Here is a 17,620-nt window from a genome sequence, read left to right on the forward strand (position 1 = left end):
GAAGATATTAAAAATGAAGTACGGCTTTCTGATTATCCTTTGTTTACCCTTTTGTTGTCTCGCGCAGTACTCCGACCCAACAGACTCCCTGACTCAAAAAAAGAATACTTTCAAAGTCGCACCCTTTATTATTCCTGCGGTGTTTCTCACATATGGAGCAATGGGAGGTGGTAATAATTTTGTGCACGACCTGGATGTAAGTACCCGTAATGAATTACAGGAGGATCATCCTTTCTTTTCCGTACATGCCGATAATTTTATGCAATATGCTCCTGCAGCAGCCGTTTATGCCTTAAATCTATCAGGTGTGAAAGGCAGACACAACCTTGCAGATGCTACAGGTATTTATGCAATCTCTTTCGGATTAATGAAAGCCTCTACACTTATTGTTAAATCTAATACACACAGGCTTCGCCCTGATGGCAGCACCAACAACTCATTTCCTTCCGGTCATACCGCAACATCATTTGCTGCAGCAGAGTTTCTAAAGCAGGAATATAAAGATGTATCGCCATGGATAGGTTATGCCGGATATGCCGTTGCCGGCGCTACAGGCGTTTTTAGGTTATATAACAACAGGCACTGGGTTAGTGATGTGGTAGCAGGGGCCGGCTTTGGTATTTTGTCAACCAAAATAAGTTATCTGGTATATCCACATTTAAAAAAGCTGATCATGGGTAAGCAAGCTTCTGATTTTAATGTGGTGCCCATGTATCAAAATAAGGCTTTCGGCTTCTCTTTATCTGGCCAGTTTTAAACCTTTCTATCCAATACCCCGGTAATCGGACCTTTAATGCCGATTTTACGGTTAAAAAATAGGGACACCATAACCAATAGGATCAGGCAAATCACCGTAAGCGCATAGCTGAACCGAATCAACACCTTGCACCAGCTTAAATCCTTCATGAAAAACTCCTTGTAAAGCAGTAAGAATACACTGCCCAGGTATCCTGCCGAATCACATATATAAACAAAGAATCCTGCGTTGGCTTTTACCTTAAATAATGCAATCATCCTGTCGAATAGCACTACCTGAATAGGGGTGTAGGCTAAAAACATACCCATTCCTACCAGTAACATCCACCAAAAAGGACTTATCAGATGCAGTTGGAAAAACAGGGTACTACCACCGCTAAGTACCAGGCCAAGGGCAATCAGATATTGCGTGGCCCAAAAACCGCGTATGTTGTTGCGGATCATCGAAAGACTCCCTATAGCGATTAATACGATAATTCCCGAAATCGTTTCTGTTAGGGATAATACACCCTTATCCCAATGACTATCAATTTCATTCCAGATCTCAACTGAAAAATTATCCCTAAAATCCCTCATGGTGGTCAGCATCATATAGATCAAACCAATACCAAAAATAGCGAAACCAAATTCTGCCATCACCGAGCGTTTATCTTCAGCATTCATCGGTAAACGTTCAACGCGTAAAAGCTTGTCGGTTTCTGTAGGTTCAGGAATCACAGAAAGCATCCAAACAAAAGTGAGAAACAGCGGCAAGAAAAGTATGCCTATCAATGCGGGCATCCAAAACTCGGAAACCAATGGCATCCATTCATGTACTGTAAAATAGATTGTTTTGATCATTCCCGATGAAAAGATCAGGCTAATGCTTAATCCCATGGCCAGTGTTTCTGTAAAGCGTCTGCCTTCCAGATAACTAAATACAATTCCCCAAACCATGCCGAGTGGAAGGCCATTTAAAAACAGAAAAAAGAAATTGTAGGGCTGCGGCACTGCTCCAAAAAGAAGGAGTGCCGCCTCCGCAAAAAGAATAAGGAAAATGATCAGCTTTTTTCTGCCCGATGCCTTAAGTTCCGAAATTATCTTTATGCCCATAACCTTAGAAAGCATATAGCCCATAAGCTGCGCAATTATTAAGATCGCTTTGTAATCAAGATCCCAGAGTGTTATCCCGGTGTAGGTTCCATTGGTAAAAGGTTTTCTAAAAGCGTACATGCAAAAGTAAGTGCCAAAGGCGGCAAGCATACACCAGATAATAAAGAAGAGTTTCGAGTTGGCCAGTAAATGGTTTATTCGCTTCATAAGGATTGATCGTAGAGTTTATCTGAGTCTGCCTAGTTGTAAATTTTTTTTATACTTGCCTCTGCATATCCGGCTGAGGACGTCATTCCTTTGCCTCCAATGGCAGTTCTGATGTGTATCCGGTCTTCAATATCATATTCCACAATATGCTTACTGTCGTGCTGAGGGTAAAAGCCGGCCCAGGTCGTTGCTATTCTACGTACATCAAAGCTTACAATCTTTTGTGCTGCGGCTAACATCAGTTCGTTAATGTGGCTGTTAATGCCAAAACCAAGATCATCTGTATGATTTACCTCGGCATATTCATGCGAATCACCAATTATAATTGAACCATCTACTGCTTTCTTAAACAGAATATGAATTCCCCATTTCTGGCATTCTTTATAATGTTCAGGAGTAGAAATTCCGGAGAAAGATGGACATTCCTGAAATGACTCATACCTGCGGATAGACAATCCTGTCAAGATATTCCCTTCCAGCTGTACCTCGGGCATCGGGACAGTTTTCATCATCTGGAGTTTGCTTAATATGATCCCGCTTTGGCTAAACAGATCTGCAAACAGCAGTTTAAACTCGCCTCCATTGCAAATAATTGCTTTTTCTGCAGTAAATGTTTGCCGGGCAGCAGTGGCAATCTCAACATGGTCACCTACCACGACGCAATCTAAAACTGCTGTTGAAGGCATGTAAGTAAGCTGAGGGTATTTAGCAACAGCATATTCAATTAACTGATAAATCAACTTGTTTGGTTCTACACTTACTTCTTGTGGAAAGAACAGCCCTCCTTTACAATATCCTCTTTTTAATGAGGGCCATTTCGCTAAACAATCCTCTACAGATAGCAAATTGGCCTCATAATCAATCGCATCCATCCGTTCCTTTAGCTCATGCAGTAACTGCGTCTCATCATCATCAGAAGAAAGATAAACGGTGCCGTTGTTCCGCACGCTGATGTCGGCTTCCTGTTGAATTTCCTGATACAGTTCGGTTGACCTTCTGGCGTAATCAAACCAGTCCGATGACATACCCGATACCACTGCCTGTCCAAAGTTTCGTACGGTAGCATTTACAGGATATTGATCCTTTTCTGTAAGCAGTACACTTTTACCTAACCTAAGCGCATGTAATGCGTGGAAAGTGCCCAGTATACCAGCGCCCACCACTATTAAATCATATTGAATATTCTTTGTCATAATTACCAGGGCATTGAAAATGTTTTTACATAAGAGAAGCACTTAATCGCCTCAATTACTCCTTCTTTTATACCTAAACCCGAATCCTTAATTCCTCCGAACGGAGAATTTTCTATCCGGTATCCGGGTACTTCATTAATATTTACTGTACCCACTTTAAGTTCTTTTACAAAACGGATGGCATGATCCATATTCACCGTAACCACTCCAGATGATAAGCCGAAAGCGGTAGCGTTTGAAAGTTTGATGGCATCATCTATATCTTTGAATGTTAAAATAGGGGCAAGCGGGCCAAAAGATTCCTGTACTACCATTTGTGCATCTCTGGGCACATTGGTAATTACAGTTGGTTCCAATAAAGCACCGGTACGTTTACCGCCAAGTAAAACTTTAGCACCCTGTGCAACTGCTTTCTTTACCACACTTTCCAGGTATATGGCCGATTCCTCATCTATAACTGTCCCAACTTTGGTTGCAGCATTTTCGGGATCGCCACAGGTATATTCTTTAGCCTTTTCAACAAATCGTTTGGTGAATTCTTCAGAAATACTTTCCTGTACCAGAATACGTTTTACTGCGGTGCATCGCTGGCCAGAGTTTCTAAATGATCCTTCGGCAGCCAATTCCACTGCCAGATCGAGGTCCGCATCTTCCAGGACAATTAGTGGGTCGTTACCGCCGAGTTCAAGAATTACCTTTTTGTAGCCAACTGTTTTCGCTATCATTTTACCAACAGCAACGCTGCCTGTAAAAGAAACAACGTCAATTCTTGGATCTTGTACCAGTATTTCGGCAACGACTTTAGTATCTCCTAAAAGTACACTTAACATATACGGAGGTAAGCCTGCTTCATACAATAACTCTACAAAGCGAATAGCCGTTAAAGGTGTTTTTTCCGATGGTTTTAAAATCACCGGAGTCCCGGCTGCCAGGGCGGGAGCAATCTTGTGTGCAACCTGGTTTAGCGGATGATTAAAAGGAGTGATGGCTACCGCAAGCTTCAACGGCTCATAAGTAGTAAATATTTTGCGCTGTTTGCCATTGGGCGATATGTCGCATGAGTATATTTGCCCATTGTCTTTAAGACATTCAATAGCAGCAAACAGAAGCACATCATGCGCCCTTCCAATTTCATAAGTGCTTTCAGATATACACAGGCCAGATTCGGAAGTGATCAGCTGAGCAAATTCTTCTTTTCTTTCTAAGAGCAATGTTCTGGCTTTATCAAGCACAGTGTATCTTTCAAAGCGAGTCATTGCAACACCACCTTTAAGGGCAGTTTCAATAGCGTTGTTGGTGTCGTTTAAGTCAGCTGTTTCCACAGTTCCTACCAGTTCGCCGTTGTAGGGATTGCGTACAGCCAATTGATTGCCTGATGAGACAGGCTTGCCGGCAATTAGTGATGCCAATTTTAAAATATTGCGAGCGTTATTAATATCTTCTTCTTTCATTTTTTATATAAATTACCAATGATGGGGTGTTTAAAGCTGTCGTCATCCCGTTATCGTCGAGACGATAGTATGATTGTCATTACCACTTTTTTGTATTTTTTCTAATGCCGGGTGCTCAGGATGACGATTAATATTTAATTAACATCATTTACTTAATTAGTACCATTAACGGTAAAATCGAACACATCGAAATTGCGGGGGTCGCCCTGTGTTTTCATTTTGTAGGTCGCATTTAGCGGATGAGAAACAACCAACGGGACCATTTCTTCATACCTGCCGCCATGTGAGCGCAGTGTGCCATCTAGTGCTTTTAAGTCATGATGAGCTGCGGTTTTACCAACAACCACATCCCGGGCCGACAATACAAAGAGATCTCCTGTTCTGTCGGTAGGTTGCTCAAGTATGCGGCATCCTGTTTCTTTGTCGTATACCTCTGTAATTCCCGGTTGTACCGCAAGCCAGTTTTTCACTTCGTTAACTTTTGATGTGTCGTCTATATGCACGGCGACATAAGAACCCAAAGCGCCATGGTGTTTTACATAAGGATCTGTAATCGGGCAAATCACTCTAAAGCCATTGCCAAATTTCTCGGTAAGCATGGTTTCAATAAACAATACATTAGGCGCGCCGTTGGCTTTAACCTTTGCATTCATGCCATGATCTGCCGTAGCACCAATAACAGCACCCAGGTCAAGCATTTTTCCTAGCTCAACATCCTGAGCTTCATAAAATGCCAATGATTCTTCCGTATCAGGTGCATAAGTATGCTGCATATAATCAGTTAATGATAAGTATAAGAAATCGGCCATTCCGTTCTGTATTAAAGCAACACCGGCACGCAATACAAATAAGCTGGCTTCGGCACTGTAAATAGCTGGTGTTTTGTGACCAATAACTTGCTCTGCATTTTCAATCCCATGGGTATCCAGTTTTGCCTGATCTGCTTTTTCTGCCGAAAAAGCGATGCCGTTTAGTTTGTAAGAAAGGATGTCGCGCAGTTTTTCCTTTGCAGTAACCACTGCAACCTTACGGCCGGCATTTGCAGCTGCGGCAAGAAGCGTTTCTGCTCTAAGGTATTCCGAGGAGTTCATCATTACTTCCTGATCCTTTACTGTATCATAAAAGAAATTACCGCAAATGCCATGAACAGCAGGGCTAACGCCTGTAACTATGGATGAGTTATTTACATTGGTAAATGATGGCAATGCACCACGCACCATACCTCTGTAGCCCTGCAAAGCCATTTTTTTGAGGTTAGGCATTCGATCATGTGCCATGGTAGTATCCAGATATTCATCTGCGGAGCCATCCATGCAAATTACCACAATGGGTTTTGCCGGCGGTGTATACGTTTTACCATTAACTGAAAAGGGTTGAGTTGATATATTATTCATTATTACGTTGTTTTTATTGTTTTTAGTTGCTTTTCAAGACGTTGTTTTGGTCATTGTTAAACAGGATGGTTGGTTTATGTAAAATTAGTGAAAAGAGCCGCGTTTAAACGGCCCTTCATCAACTAACCAACCATTATTTTAACAACCACATTATTTGGTCTCTGTCGTCTACTTCGGCTCCAAACTGAGCCCTCAGTGCGGCTCTGTAATTCGCTTTGTTGTCGGTATCTTCTGCAGTAGGGTAGGCCCAGCGAACCGGAATCTTGGTTACACTATTCTCATCTGAGAATTTATAGGTAGGTACTCCTGTTCTACGGGTCATAAAGAATGATTCCAAGCCTGAATTTTCTGAAAGGGCCAGGTACATTTGTTCATGTATTCTTTTTAAGCCGGCAGCTCCAGGTAGATACGGTGCCTTATTATTCACATAATCATTGGCCGCTGAAAGGTCTACAGTGTAAAATTCCATAGATGCTTTTACACCATTGTCGTAATGGGTTTTTGCACTGGCACCAATCCATCCCAAATGGGCGGCTTCAGCAATGTTTAATTCCTGTTCAGGATAACCGATTAGTATCGATGGCTGCCCGATAAAATTCCAGTAACGTTTTTCGTTTGGAAGTGATAATTCGCCATTTTGTTTTCTCGATACATTGGTTGCGCCGCTTGCAGCAGTGTTTGCACCAGCGTACGAATTAAAATCTTCTCTTACAGCAGTCTCATTTGTCGGATTGGCCGCTAACGCGTCAGGCGTAGGGTCGGCTATTTTTTGTAAACGCGGATCCATATACCCTTTCAGCAGGTCTACATAAGTATCTACCAATACCACACTTGCACGATATACGGCCGCATTTGGATTGTAATTTCCTCTAAAGCCATCCTCATCTCTATGGGTAATCTGCATATTGTTAGCCAAACCAGTCATTAGTGGGTATTGAGCTGGGTTGTTGATGATCGCTGAAAAACGATCTTTGATCTTCAAGTCTGCATCATCTGCTTTTTTGCTCAGCGATATCAATACCCTAATGGTATAAGCGTTTATTGCTTTTTGCCAGCTTTTTAAGTCGCCGTTATAGTAAAAGTCACCGGCTATTTTTTCCAGGGGATGAGTGCCGATATAAGTACCTAATTCACTGTTGGCCTGGTCAAGCCAATTCAGGCACTGCAGGTATACTGATTTTTGTGAATCGTATTTTGGCTGAGGTAGTGCATCTCCCTTCATGGCTTCAGAAAGCGGGATATCGCCAAATTTCTTGGTCATTTCTATGTAGTTGTATGCACGAAGGAATTTGCCCATTATGGCGTAAACCGGTGCATTGGTTGCTGCACCTTCTTGCTCCATCTTATCGATGTTGCGAAGGGTTTCATAGTTGAAAGTATTACTGCCGAAACGATAGCTTACCGCTGCAGCATTATCAACTGCCGACCAAAGATGGTATTGTGCGCTAATGTAATCATCGGAAAATGACGAGATCGGTTGTGGTATAACCGCTGTAAACAGAAGATTTGGCGGTACTTTCCCCGGATTGTTGGGGTTGTCCCTAAGGTCATCGAATTTTTTACAACCAGTAGCCAGACTTATTATGCTCAACACTACTATTGCTTTTGCTATAAAGTTTTTCATCATCAAAAGTTTTAGAAATTAAAGTTTAGATTGAAGCCATAGGTGCGTTGTGCCGGATGCTGTAAAGCTGTGTCACCTGTACTCAATGTATAGGTATCCAAATCACCGTAGGTCTTATCCTTCGTCCAGTACAATAGGTTTCTGCCAACCAGTGATATGGACGCTTTTTTAATGAATTTTTGTTTTAGGAAGTTGGCCGGCAGGCTATAGGTTAACGTCAATTCCCTTAGTTTAACAAAGGTCTTTTCAATGACATTACTTTCCCAGGCGCCTTTATAGCCCCCTGCCCAGTTTTGGTAGTCTACTTTATAAGTGCTGGGTTCAAACTTCCTGGTGTCACTTAAAACATTTCCTTCCGGATCGTAGGTAATTTCACCACTTACGATTTTTACCCCTTGAATTTGCATGGTTTTTGGATCAGTTTTATTTGCATAGGCAATATTCGAAAGCTCTCTTTCAGGGCCTATTGCATCCGGGTGTGATCCCGATCGCCACAAATCCCTTTCATAACTGTCGTAGGTTACTCCACCAAATCGTCCATCAACCAAAAAATTAAGTGAAAAGTTTTTGTAAGTAAAGGTGTTGCTCATACTTAGCAGAAAATTGGCCTGGGTGTTTCCTACCAGACGCACCACATCTGTTCTTCTTGGTAAGCCATTAGATTCGATAACCAGTTGTCCATCCGGGGCTCTTTCCCATTCGTTGTACCAGTAATCTCCTATACGTCCACCTATTTTTGTTCTTCCTTCTTGTGTCTGCGGTGTACCATCAGGTAGGGGAGGTAACGAGGTCAGGTATTCCCTTCCCATATCGAAATTCACCAAAGTTGACCAGGTAAAATTGTCTGTACGCAGCGGTATCGCATTTACGGAGAAATCTACACCCTTGCGTTGGGTTGTTTTTCCGTTTAGTTGTTTCCCTTCATATCCCGAGGTTTGTGAAAAGCGTTGGGTGAAGATCAGCGGCCCGTAATTGTTCTCGTAGTAAGAGAAGTCAAAGCCCAGTCTGCTGTTGAAGAACCTGGCCTCTGCACCATATTCATAAGCTCTATTGAATTCCGGGGAGAGATTCGGATTATCCAGTACGTCAGGATAACCAGCAATAGGCAAGTTGCGGTACCTGTCTCCGGTGGTGTAAGTATTGGTTGCGTTATAGAATTGGTAAGTGCTGCCGCTGATGTCATAATCACCGCCTACTTTTGCATATGAGGCCCTAAGTTTTAAGAAATTGACGGCTTTTGGAAATGTGAAAAGGTCAGTTAACACCGTACTTAGGGAAACAGATGGGTAAAAGAAGGAGTTGTTCTTTTGCGGTAAGGTAGATGACTTATCGACCCTGCCTGTGAACCCTAAATAAGCCCAGTTTTTATAAGCCAGATCCACTGAGCCATAAGCACTATACACTCCTTTTCTAAACTTTGAACTGGTGGGGGTTACTTTATCTACAGAATTACTTAACTTAAAGATTCCCGGTACCACCAAGGCTGTTGTTGAGGCAGCAAAGAAATCGGCATTGTGAAAACGCTGGTTTCCCCCAAGAGTCGCATCCAGGCTGAAGTTTTTATTTAAAAAGGTGTCTGAATAACTCAGTAAAAAGTCGGTGTTGGATTCCAGGATTTTATCATGGCTGTAACGGTACCGACCACCACGGTCTGAAATGTCATAGTTGTAAATACTTACCGCAATTTTTTCTTCTTCGGTTAATGAATAGGTATTTAATGTGGTTCTAATGAACGCATTAAGTTTGCTGTTTATATTGAAGTTTAGTTTTAAGTTTCCTAAGATGTCATTTTTCTCATAGGGTTTTTGCCAGGCATGTGCTAAGGCATAAGGGTTATTGTAGCGCCAGTTTTCCACGAAGAATTGCTGAACTCCTTCCTTGCCAGGTACCCAGTAATTCTTAAAATCTCTGATGTCAAAATGTGCACCTCCCCAGATGGCAAGGTCGTAGATGATAGAAGTAGGGCCGTATACTGCTGCAAGCCTGTTGTTGGAATTCTGATAATCGTATTGCAATGAACCTTCAAGTGACAATACTTTGGATATATCTAAGGTTCCGTTTAGCCTGGTGATATTGACGTCCAGTTTGGAGCCCGGCTGGGAAGCTTTTGAATATTTATAGGTATTGGAAATTGCAAAATGGCCATGTTCGCCTTGGGTCTGCACGGAAAAGTTGTTTGAAGTAACGAGGCCGGTTTCCATGAAATTACCAAGGTTGTCACTTGATCTGGCCACCCATGGTGTAGGGATCCTTTTGCCTTGAGCATCGATTGGCGAATCGTACTGGGCAATTAATCTGCCATCGAATTTAGGTCCCCAGATGGAGTAGTCATAATCATTGATGCCACCACCACCTGCAGCTCCCGTACCGAACGAGTACTGTCCGGCATTTCCTGGTCCATATTGGTTTTGTGCTCTGGGAATACGTATGAAGTCACCCTGAAAGGTTGTAGAGGAATTGATGGAAATGGTTGTGCCTTGATCTATTGATTTCCCAGACTTTAAGGTGATCTGGATCGCGCCATTAATTCCACGGGAACCGTAAAGTGCGGAAGCTGCAGCTGATTTCAATACGGTAACGTTTTCTATGTCGTCTGAACTGATGTTCCACATATCGGTATCTGTGGGAACTCCGTTAACCACCAATAGCGGTTTTCGCCCTCTCAGGTATATTCCAGGGGTGGAGAAAAAGTCCCCTCCATTATTGGTGATGGTTAAGCCGGCTACTTTTCCGGTAAGTGATTCCACTACATTGGGTGCTATTGCTTTTTGTAGTGACTCACCTTTAACCTCCTGTACGGCGTACCCGACGCGCTTTTTCTCTTTTTTAATACCCAAAGCGGTTACCACCACTTCATTTAAAGCACTCTGGTCAGGATCAAGCTTTACATTTATTGAGTTTTGCGAACCAATGTTGACTTCTTTTGGTGCATAGCCAATGAAGCTAATTACAAGAATGGTGTTTGAGGCGGCAGAAATGCTAAACTTACCCTCGGTGTTTGTGGTCGTTCCACTTTTATTGCCTTTAATCTTTACAGAAGCTCCAGCCAGTGGCAGGTTGTTCTCATCAACTACAGAGCCTGTAATTGTACTTTGGGCGTAGGTAACACCAAAAGTTAAAAGCCACATCACTATCGTGAGCAGACTTGTCTTTTTTAATAAGTAACAAATTTTCATATTTTAAAAGTTTAGTTTGGCTATACTATTGTTTAGTATTTATACAAATATAAATACTTTATGTAAACAATATGTTAAGAAATGCTAAACTTTTGAATATATAATTTCAGGCAAAAAATTATATAAAAGTTACTGTATATGTCATTTACTGTATCTGAACGATGTATTTTAAGATAAATAGTTCACAATAGCTTAAATACACTGATTTTGTATTTAGTATTTATAAACTATTTGTACGAAAGGGGGGTGTTGATTAGTCGTTTGTGATGAAGTAGTAAACAACCAACATGAGCACGTCAGAGTCGCCAATATTAGATAGGTTGTGGCCTAACCTTCCATCGAAGAAAATAGAATCTCCTTCTTCCAGAATGTAGTTCTTATCTTCTATCAGGTAGTCAATTTTCCCTTTTATCAGATATTTGTATTCAAAGGCATCGGTGGTTACCATCTTATTACGACGTGCGCCCTTTTTAAGTTCCAATAATACAAAATCTACAGGGCCGCCATGAATGTTGCGGGCAAGTATGCGCTGGTAGTTAAATCCTTTGGCTGCTTCTTTTTTGAGTGGTTTATAGTCGTTGGCGCGGATTACAAAAACCTTTTCCTGGTGATTGGCAGGGGAGATGTCTTTAAAGAAGCCAGTCAGATCAAGATTTAAAGAGTGTACAATGTTCATCAGAACAGGTAGCGATGGAATGGTACGGTTATTTTCAATCTGTGAGATCAAACCCTTGCTTACTCCGGCTCTATTAGCGAGCTCTTGTATGGTAATGTTCTTTTCTTTTCGTATTTCTTTTATTCTGTAGCTGATCTTTAGGATAATATCGTCTTCCATGGTTTTCGCGTTTTATCCAAAAGTAAGTAAAATTTGGAATTCAATTGGGGGTAACTTACCATCAATTATGTCTGGTTACTAATAAATATATGGTAGTAATTATATGCATAGGCTATAAGAACATAAGGAAGTTACTATTAAGATGCCATTTGCATTACCCTTGGAATACCAAAACGGTATCCCAAGGGTAATGCAAAAGGGTATTCTAGCCCTGCACTTATACTGTATGTGTATTCTTGTTGTATTGGCTGGGGTGGGAATATGTTATATTCCTGAAAAGCTATCTGCCACAGTTTTTCCTCTCCAGCTTTGAGGTGCTTCTAAGCCAAGTATCCAGGCAATGGTTGCGCCGGTATCATAAGTAATTATTACATCTTTAATCTCGTGGTTCTTTTTAACTCCTGCGCCATTTATTACCCATGGAATTTGGACCTCGTCTAGAGATTTTCCGCCATGTCCTTTACCTGTTCCGCCATGATCAGCAGATAATATAATGATGGTTTCGTTCTCTATGCCTGCATCTTTTACCGCCTGTACAATCTTGCCTATTCTGATGTCAACTTTTTGAAGTTGCTCGTAATATGCTGGGGTTCTGTGTCCAATACCATGGCCTGTGCCGTCTGGCTCATCAAGGTGTACAAAAGTGAAATAAGGTTTGTCTCTTTTGATAATAGTGGCGGCTGTATCTGCGCAAAAATCATCATTATCATTTCCTGGTACCACAATGCTGATCGCATCTTTCTCTACTAGTGGTCCGATGCCCGGCCAGCTATAAATTACTGCAGTTTTAGCGTTGGGCTTCTGATCTCTGATTACACTAAAAATAGATGGGAACAGACCGTATTTTGTGGTAGTGGCGGAAGGAATTTCCGGCGTTTTGCTGCCCCATTCTGTGAAGCCGTGTTCAGTTGGTCCGGCGCCCATAAGCATCGATGCCCAGTTAACAGCACTTGAAGAAGGCAGTACAGATCTGGCTTTTAGCGACCATGATCCTGTTTCCATCAACTTTCTTAGGTTTGGCATTTTAGCATCAGGTACTGCATAGGCGCCAAATCCGTCGCATCCAATTAAAACAACATGTTTTACTTTTTTTACCTGCGCATTGAGCTGCATCGTAAAACAGAATAAGCCGAAGGCAATAATTAATCTTTTCATTTGTTTGTGGTTTAAAATTTTACTAAAACAATCTGTCGTCTTAAAGCTGCCGTCGTTCTCTTGATCAAGATGACGTGTTTATGCTTAGGCATCAGGATCACGGGTTTGTACAGTAAGACTGTTTTTTCTTTCAAAAGTTAAATATATATAAATATATGTTTAGTTAAACTAAACATTTGAAATATTACAAATTCTTAATGAAGAGATCAGGTCGGTTTTGAGAGCTTAAAGAGATTTTCTTCTGAATACCCAGTATTTCTGTAAAACGTAGTTGAAGCCCAGAGATACAAGGATGTCAACCATAATCCGGGTTATTTTGTAGTCTATCTTTAGCCAGGTTGTAAATAGATAGGTGCCTGATGATTTTAATAAAATACTGCCGCAAACAACAAATATAAATTTGGCCAGTTGTTGTCCAACCGGGGCTTTGTTCGCATTTGCCGTGGTAAAAGTCCAGTAGCGGTTTACAGAGAAGTTAACCACTGCACCAACTATTCCGCCGATAGCAATAGAAATGGTGTAATGAATGCCTAGTAGTTCTGTGCATAATATCATTACCAGATAGTCAACTACTCCACCGGTAAAGGCAGAAAGCTGGGCTTTGGCAAAAACAAATACGGCATTCTTTTTACTCATTAAACACTATCTTTTTTGGCTAAACGAGCTTCTCGCTCTGCATTGTCACGAATATCGCCAAGTTTTAGCAGTTTTCTGGTATCTAAAAAGTTGATGATAAACAGCGTGATACAGATTGCTGCAGCAAAATATTCTATTAAGTGTCCAAAAAGAACCTCAGCAATAAGTATTAGGGCCAGTATGATTCTGATTTCGGTAGGACCTACAATGCCCGAGTCAATGCTGTAGATGTCCGTTATTTTATAGCGTAACTGCGAAATGATCATTGCCCAACCATATAAAACCACAAAAACGAATGCGATAAGTTCGTATTCGTTTCTGGCGTATACCATATAACCCAGTCCAATAAGTACTGTGCTTACCCAATCCATTATAATGTCTAAAGAAAAGCCATACCATTTTCTTGGAATGTTTCTGTAATAAGCGATTCTTCCGTCAAGCGAGTCGCCGAACCAGTTGATAGCTAAACCTAAAATGCCAAGCAATAGAAAACTGCGGTTGTCGTATGTAGCTAAAATAAAACCTGCCAGAACCAGGACCGAACCAAAAGTGCCTGCAAAGGTTAGCATGTCTGAGCTGATGGATGAAGGAACCCGTTTTACGAGGTAAGAAATGGTGTTTTGCTCGGCATTTCTTAAGATGTTAGTTCTTTTTCTGTCTTGAAATATCCTTTTCAGATCTTGTGTTTCTTCCATTCAGGGGTTGCAAATATGCTTTTTATAACGAGGTACAAAAGTAGGTATTTTAACTTATTTCAGGCGATTTTTTCAATTCTATTACAGTTATCTCTGGCCATATGCCAATCCTGCCCGAAAATCCCAGGAAACCAAAGCCCCTGTTGATGTTTAAAAACCGGCCATTTCTGCTTGTTATGCCAGCCCAATGTGCGTAGCGATACTTTACAGGGCTCCATTTGATGCCTAATGCTTCTATACCAAATTGCATGCCATGTGTATGCCCGCTTAGGGTAAGGTGTACTTTTGAGGGGTGTTTTACTACTTCTGCTTCCCAGTGTGAGGGATCATGTGAAAGTAATATTTTAAAGTCATTGAGCGCTGTGCCTGCTAAAGCTTTGTTTAAGTCTCCTCTTTCGCCAAAGCCGATTCCCCAGTTTTCTACTCCGGCCAGTACAATTTTTTGTCCGTCTTTGTGTAAGGTTACCTCTTCGTCGAGTAGCAATTTGTAGCCCAACTCTTCATGGTATTCTTTTAGTCGTTGCAGGTTTGCATTCTTTTCTGCATCGTTTTTCCATGGTACATAGTCGCCGTAATCATGATTTCCTAAAACAGAAAACTGTCCGTATGGTGCCTTTACTTGTTTAAAATGGTCAATCCAGGGTTTAATTTCTTCGGCTTTATTGTTTACCAGGTCACCGGTAAATACAAACAGGTCAGAATTTTGTGCTTTGACCAGGTCGATGCCTTTTTGTACTGCTGTCGGATTTTTAAAGCTTCCGGCATGTACATCAGAGATTTGTGTGATGGTAAAGCCATCAAAATTTGAAGGCAGATCATCAAAAAATAAGGTGTGTTTAATTACCCTGTAGGCATATTTTCCTTTAATCATGCCGTAAATAAATATCAAGATTACAAACAGAACGACCAGCAGGGCAAATTCGACCCAGTATATATTTCTGGGTCCTTGCGTGATCAATCTGTATATGTCGCCCAGCAGCAGGAATGCCGAAAATATCACCTCCGTGACAAACAGGATCAGGAAAACATGGGTGGTTATTTTAAAAAGCAGATCCATGCCATTGTCGCGCATTCTTATAATGGAGTAAATAAGGGCGGCCGTGGTGAGCGCGATAAAACCCCAAAACAGTGGGGTGGTAAACGAGTTTGAGCTTATTGTTCTGATGCCCGAAAGCACGTACCAGTTCAAAACAAAAAGTAGTATTGCTATTACAGCTAGTGGCAAAACACTGATTCTTCTCTTCATGTAATTTTATAAACGAATTAAAATTACAGCTTGGATGGCAAAGTGTTTGGTATGTTACTCAATATGACATTACTGTGTATCGTCGATGACGCCCATTCTGGGATCGTGCACAAAACCGTAGCATCTTTTCATGTTTGCAGGTTGAAGTCCGGGGGCAGTTTTTTCTAGAATATAATTGTAAAATAAAATTTGCAATAGATTGGCTTAGTTTTTAATATTTGTAAACATTTTTAAAAAAAATATGTTTGTGATCTTGTAGTTATTTGGTTAATTTAGTGTCTATTATGTGGATTTAACTCAAAAACACCTCATTGTTAAATTATTGTTATTAAATCTTAAAGTTTATATATACTAAAAATTATGAAAGCAAAATTACTTGTATTTGTGTTGATTTTTATGACTGCAACTGTCTCTTCCTTTGCTCAAAAAGGTAAGACAAAAAACCTGATCCTTATTTCTATTGATGGGTATCGCTGGCAGGAAATTTTCAAGGGGGCAGACTCTTCATTGTTGTTCCCGAAAAAATACCGTAAGCAGGATTCAGCAGAACTGGTTAAAAAGTATTGGGCAGCTACTGCAAATGAGCGCAGACAAAAGCTGATGCCTTTTTTTTGGAATACCATTGCTAAACAAGGACAACTATACGGCAACCGCGACCTAAAGAATTACGTGAATGTTAAAAACAAATATTGGTTCTCTTATCCCGGCAGGAGCGAAACACTTTGTGGGTACTATGATCCGGCAATTAATTCGAACAGCTATCCGGATAACCCTAATGAAAATGTGCTTGAGTTTGTAAACAAGCAAAAAGGTTATCAAAATAAGGTGGTAACTTTTGCTGGTTGGGCTGCAGTAGGAAACATAGTAAACCGTAATAGGAATAAAATGCCTTTGTATAACCCTTATGAGGATGTAAAAGGCGCAAACTTAACGGAGGCTCAAAAGCTGGCCAATGAATTGCAGTACCTTTTACCCAATACGTTTGGTGCCTCAGAACGCTTCGATTTAACGACCTATGCCCTGGCTAAAACCTATATAGCAGCGAATCATCCTCGACTGGTTTATATAGATTTTATTGATACTGATGAGTTTGGACACTCCGGGCAATATGATTCTTTTCTTGATGCCGGTCATTACCTGGACAAAATGATTGCTAGTCTTTGGGCAAGTCTTCAGGCTGATCCTTTCTATAAGGATAACACCACCATTATGATTTGCCCGGATCATGGTCGCGGCATAGATAAAGGCTGGGTTAGTCATGGATCAGAAACAGCGCACTCAAACGAAACCTGGTTAGCTGTTATTGGTCCGGATACTCCGGCTAGGGGAGAAATGACTACTGAAGCGCAGATTTATCAGGAACAGTTTGCGCAAACATTAGCTCATTTTCTGGGCTTTAAGTTTACTGCCAATCACCCGGTAGCAGAGCGAGTTGAGTCTGTTTCCTTACTTAAATAACGCTTAAATACAGCCTTATTTTTTAGCGGGCTCTTTGGTAACTACTTTTTTAACTTTAGCAGTGGCGGCGGTTTCTTTAACTGGAGCCTCTGCTTTTTTAGTTACAGTGCTTGCCTCAATTAAATCAGAGCTGCTTACTTTAAGCTTTTTAGATAGTTTTTTTGCTAATTTAGCTGCTGCTTTATTGATTTCTTTTTTGGCATCTTTAGGGTTGTAGTCCAATCCTGTAACTACTGCTTCAATTCCTGTGGCTATTTGAGTGTTTAATGATTTACGAAGTTCCTTGATAGCAGATTTAATAGCAGATCCCTTTTTTTTATCTTTCATGACATATTTTTTTAAGAATTACAAAACAACATAAAGATAGTGTAAATTTCATATTATCATTATGTTAACATTTCTTCGTGGCTTAACACGAAGTAAAGCTGGATATATTCATTTATAACGTCGTAACCTTTTATAAAGCATTCACTTAGCTAATATTGAATGGTTTTAAATTGCAAAATAACTGATTGATAATTAGTGTATTAATTCTTTTTTTACAATTCTATGTACTACCAAACCTATATACTTTATATATTTGCTTTATGAAAACAGTGAATTGTAGCTTTAATTACAGGATCATGCAATGCATGAAAGGGTAGTACTACGGACTGTTTGGAACAAAACTTTTAAAAGCTTCTTCAGTCTCCCCGACAAAGA

The 17,620-nt window shown here is 40.8% G+C and carries 14 protein-coding genes; 2 read left to right on the plus strand and 12 right to left on the minus strand.

All coding sequences use genetic code 11. The features are described 5' to 3' along the window. Window positions 1-13: 13 nt before the first annotated feature. Entirely contained in the window at window positions 14-757 is a 744-nt protein-coding gene (locus tag AC6CH7_RS03580; RefSeq protein ID WP_498261376.1) for a phosphatase PAP2 family protein, read from the plus strand. On the opposite strand, the gene AC6CH7_RS03585 is transcribed toward AC6CH7_RS03580, so the two are convergent. The 11 genes from AC6CH7_RS03585 to AC6CH7_RS03635 form a co-directional block, all read right to left on the minus strand. Continuing rightward, window positions 754-2,055: a DUF5690 family protein gene (locus AC6CH7_RS03585; protein WP_498261377.1), complete on the minus strand. Its 1,302-nt coding sequence runs from the start codon at window positions 2,053-2,055 to the stop codon at window positions 754-756. The two genes, AC6CH7_RS03580 and AC6CH7_RS03585, sit on opposite strands and share 4 nt — an antisense overlap. 32 nt (window positions 2,056-2,087) lie before the next feature. Further along, the gene (locus AC6CH7_RS03590) at window positions 2,088-3,248 is read right to left on the minus strand and encodes a TIGR03364 family FAD-dependent oxidoreductase (protein WP_498261378.1); all 1,161 of its coding nucleotides are present in this window, start codon (window positions 3,246-3,248) and stop codon (window positions 2,088-2,090) included. Between the two features lie 2 nt (window positions 3,249-3,250). After that, complete coding sequence (gene phnY, locus AC6CH7_RS03595; RefSeq protein ID WP_498261379.1) at window positions 3,251-4,699, minus strand: phosphonoacetaldehyde dehydrogenase; 1,449 nt, start codon at window positions 4,697-4,699, stop codon at window positions 3,251-3,253. 152 nt (window positions 4,700-4,851) lie between these two features. Next, entirely contained in the window at window positions 4,852-6,093 is a 1,242-nt protein-coding gene (gene phnA / locus AC6CH7_RS03600) for a phosphonoacetate hydrolase (protein WP_498261380.1), read from the minus strand. A gap of 133 nt (window positions 6,094-6,226) precedes the next feature. Then, the gene (locus AC6CH7_RS03605) at window positions 6,227-7,717 is read right to left on the minus strand and encodes a SusD/RagB family nutrient-binding outer membrane lipoprotein (protein WP_498261381.1); all 1,491 of its coding nucleotides are present in this window, start codon (window positions 7,715-7,717) and stop codon (window positions 6,227-6,229) included. A gap of 11 nt (window positions 7,718-7,728) precedes the next feature. Beyond that, on the minus strand, window positions 7,729-10,893 hold the full coding sequence (locus AC6CH7_RS03610) for a SusC/RagA family TonB-linked outer membrane protein (protein WP_498261382.1): 3,165 nt from the start codon (window positions 10,891-10,893) through the stop codon (window positions 7,729-7,731). 253 nt (window positions 10,894-11,146) lie between these two features. Beyond that, window positions 11,147-11,728, minus strand: a complete 582-nt coding sequence (locus AC6CH7_RS03615; RefSeq protein WP_498261383.1) for a helix-turn-helix domain-containing protein — start codon at window positions 11,726-11,728, stop codon at window positions 11,147-11,149. Window positions 11,729-11,992: 264 nt separating this feature from the next. Next, a complete protein-coding gene (locus AC6CH7_RS03620; RefSeq protein ID WP_498261384.1) occupies window positions 11,993-12,883 on the minus strand; it encodes an alkaline phosphatase family protein in 891 nt (296 codons plus the stop codon). Between the two features lie 225 nt (window positions 12,884-13,108). Next, window positions 13,109-13,519: a GtrA family protein gene (locus tag AC6CH7_RS03625; RefSeq protein WP_498261385.1), complete on the minus strand. Its 411-nt coding sequence runs from the start codon at window positions 13,517-13,519 to the stop codon at window positions 13,109-13,111. Next, the gene (locus AC6CH7_RS03630; RefSeq protein WP_498261386.1) at window positions 13,519-14,214 is read right to left on the minus strand and encodes a CDP-alcohol phosphatidyltransferase family protein; all 696 of its coding nucleotides are present in this window, start codon (window positions 14,212-14,214) and stop codon (window positions 13,519-13,521) included. The genes AC6CH7_RS03625 and AC6CH7_RS03630 overlap by 1 nt, the downstream gene beginning before the upstream one ends. Window positions 14,215-14,263: 49 nt before the next feature. Further along, window positions 14,264-15,460 carry a metallophosphoesterase gene (locus AC6CH7_RS03635; protein ID WP_498261387.1) on the minus strand — a complete coding sequence of 399 codons (1,197 nt, stop codon included), beginning with the start codon at window positions 15,458-15,460 and terminating at the stop codon, window positions 14,264-14,266. Window positions 15,461-15,820: 360 nt separating this feature from the next. On the opposite strand from AC6CH7_RS03635, the gene AC6CH7_RS03640 reads away from it, so the two are divergent. After that, a complete protein-coding gene (locus AC6CH7_RS03640; RefSeq protein ID WP_498261388.1) occupies window positions 15,821-16,918 on the plus strand; it encodes an alkaline phosphatase family protein in 1,098 nt (365 codons plus the stop codon). Between the two features lie 15 nt (window positions 16,919-16,933). Here the strand turns inward: AC6CH7_RS03640 and AC6CH7_RS03645 are convergent, their stop codons facing one another. Beyond that, on the minus strand, window positions 16,934-17,245 hold the full coding sequence (locus AC6CH7_RS03645; protein ID WP_498261389.1) for a hypothetical protein: 312 nt from the start codon (window positions 17,243-17,245) through the stop codon (window positions 16,934-16,936). Window positions 17,246-17,620 lie beyond the last annotated feature (375 nt).

Source organism: Pedobacter sp. GQ55 (assembly GCF_059758925.1).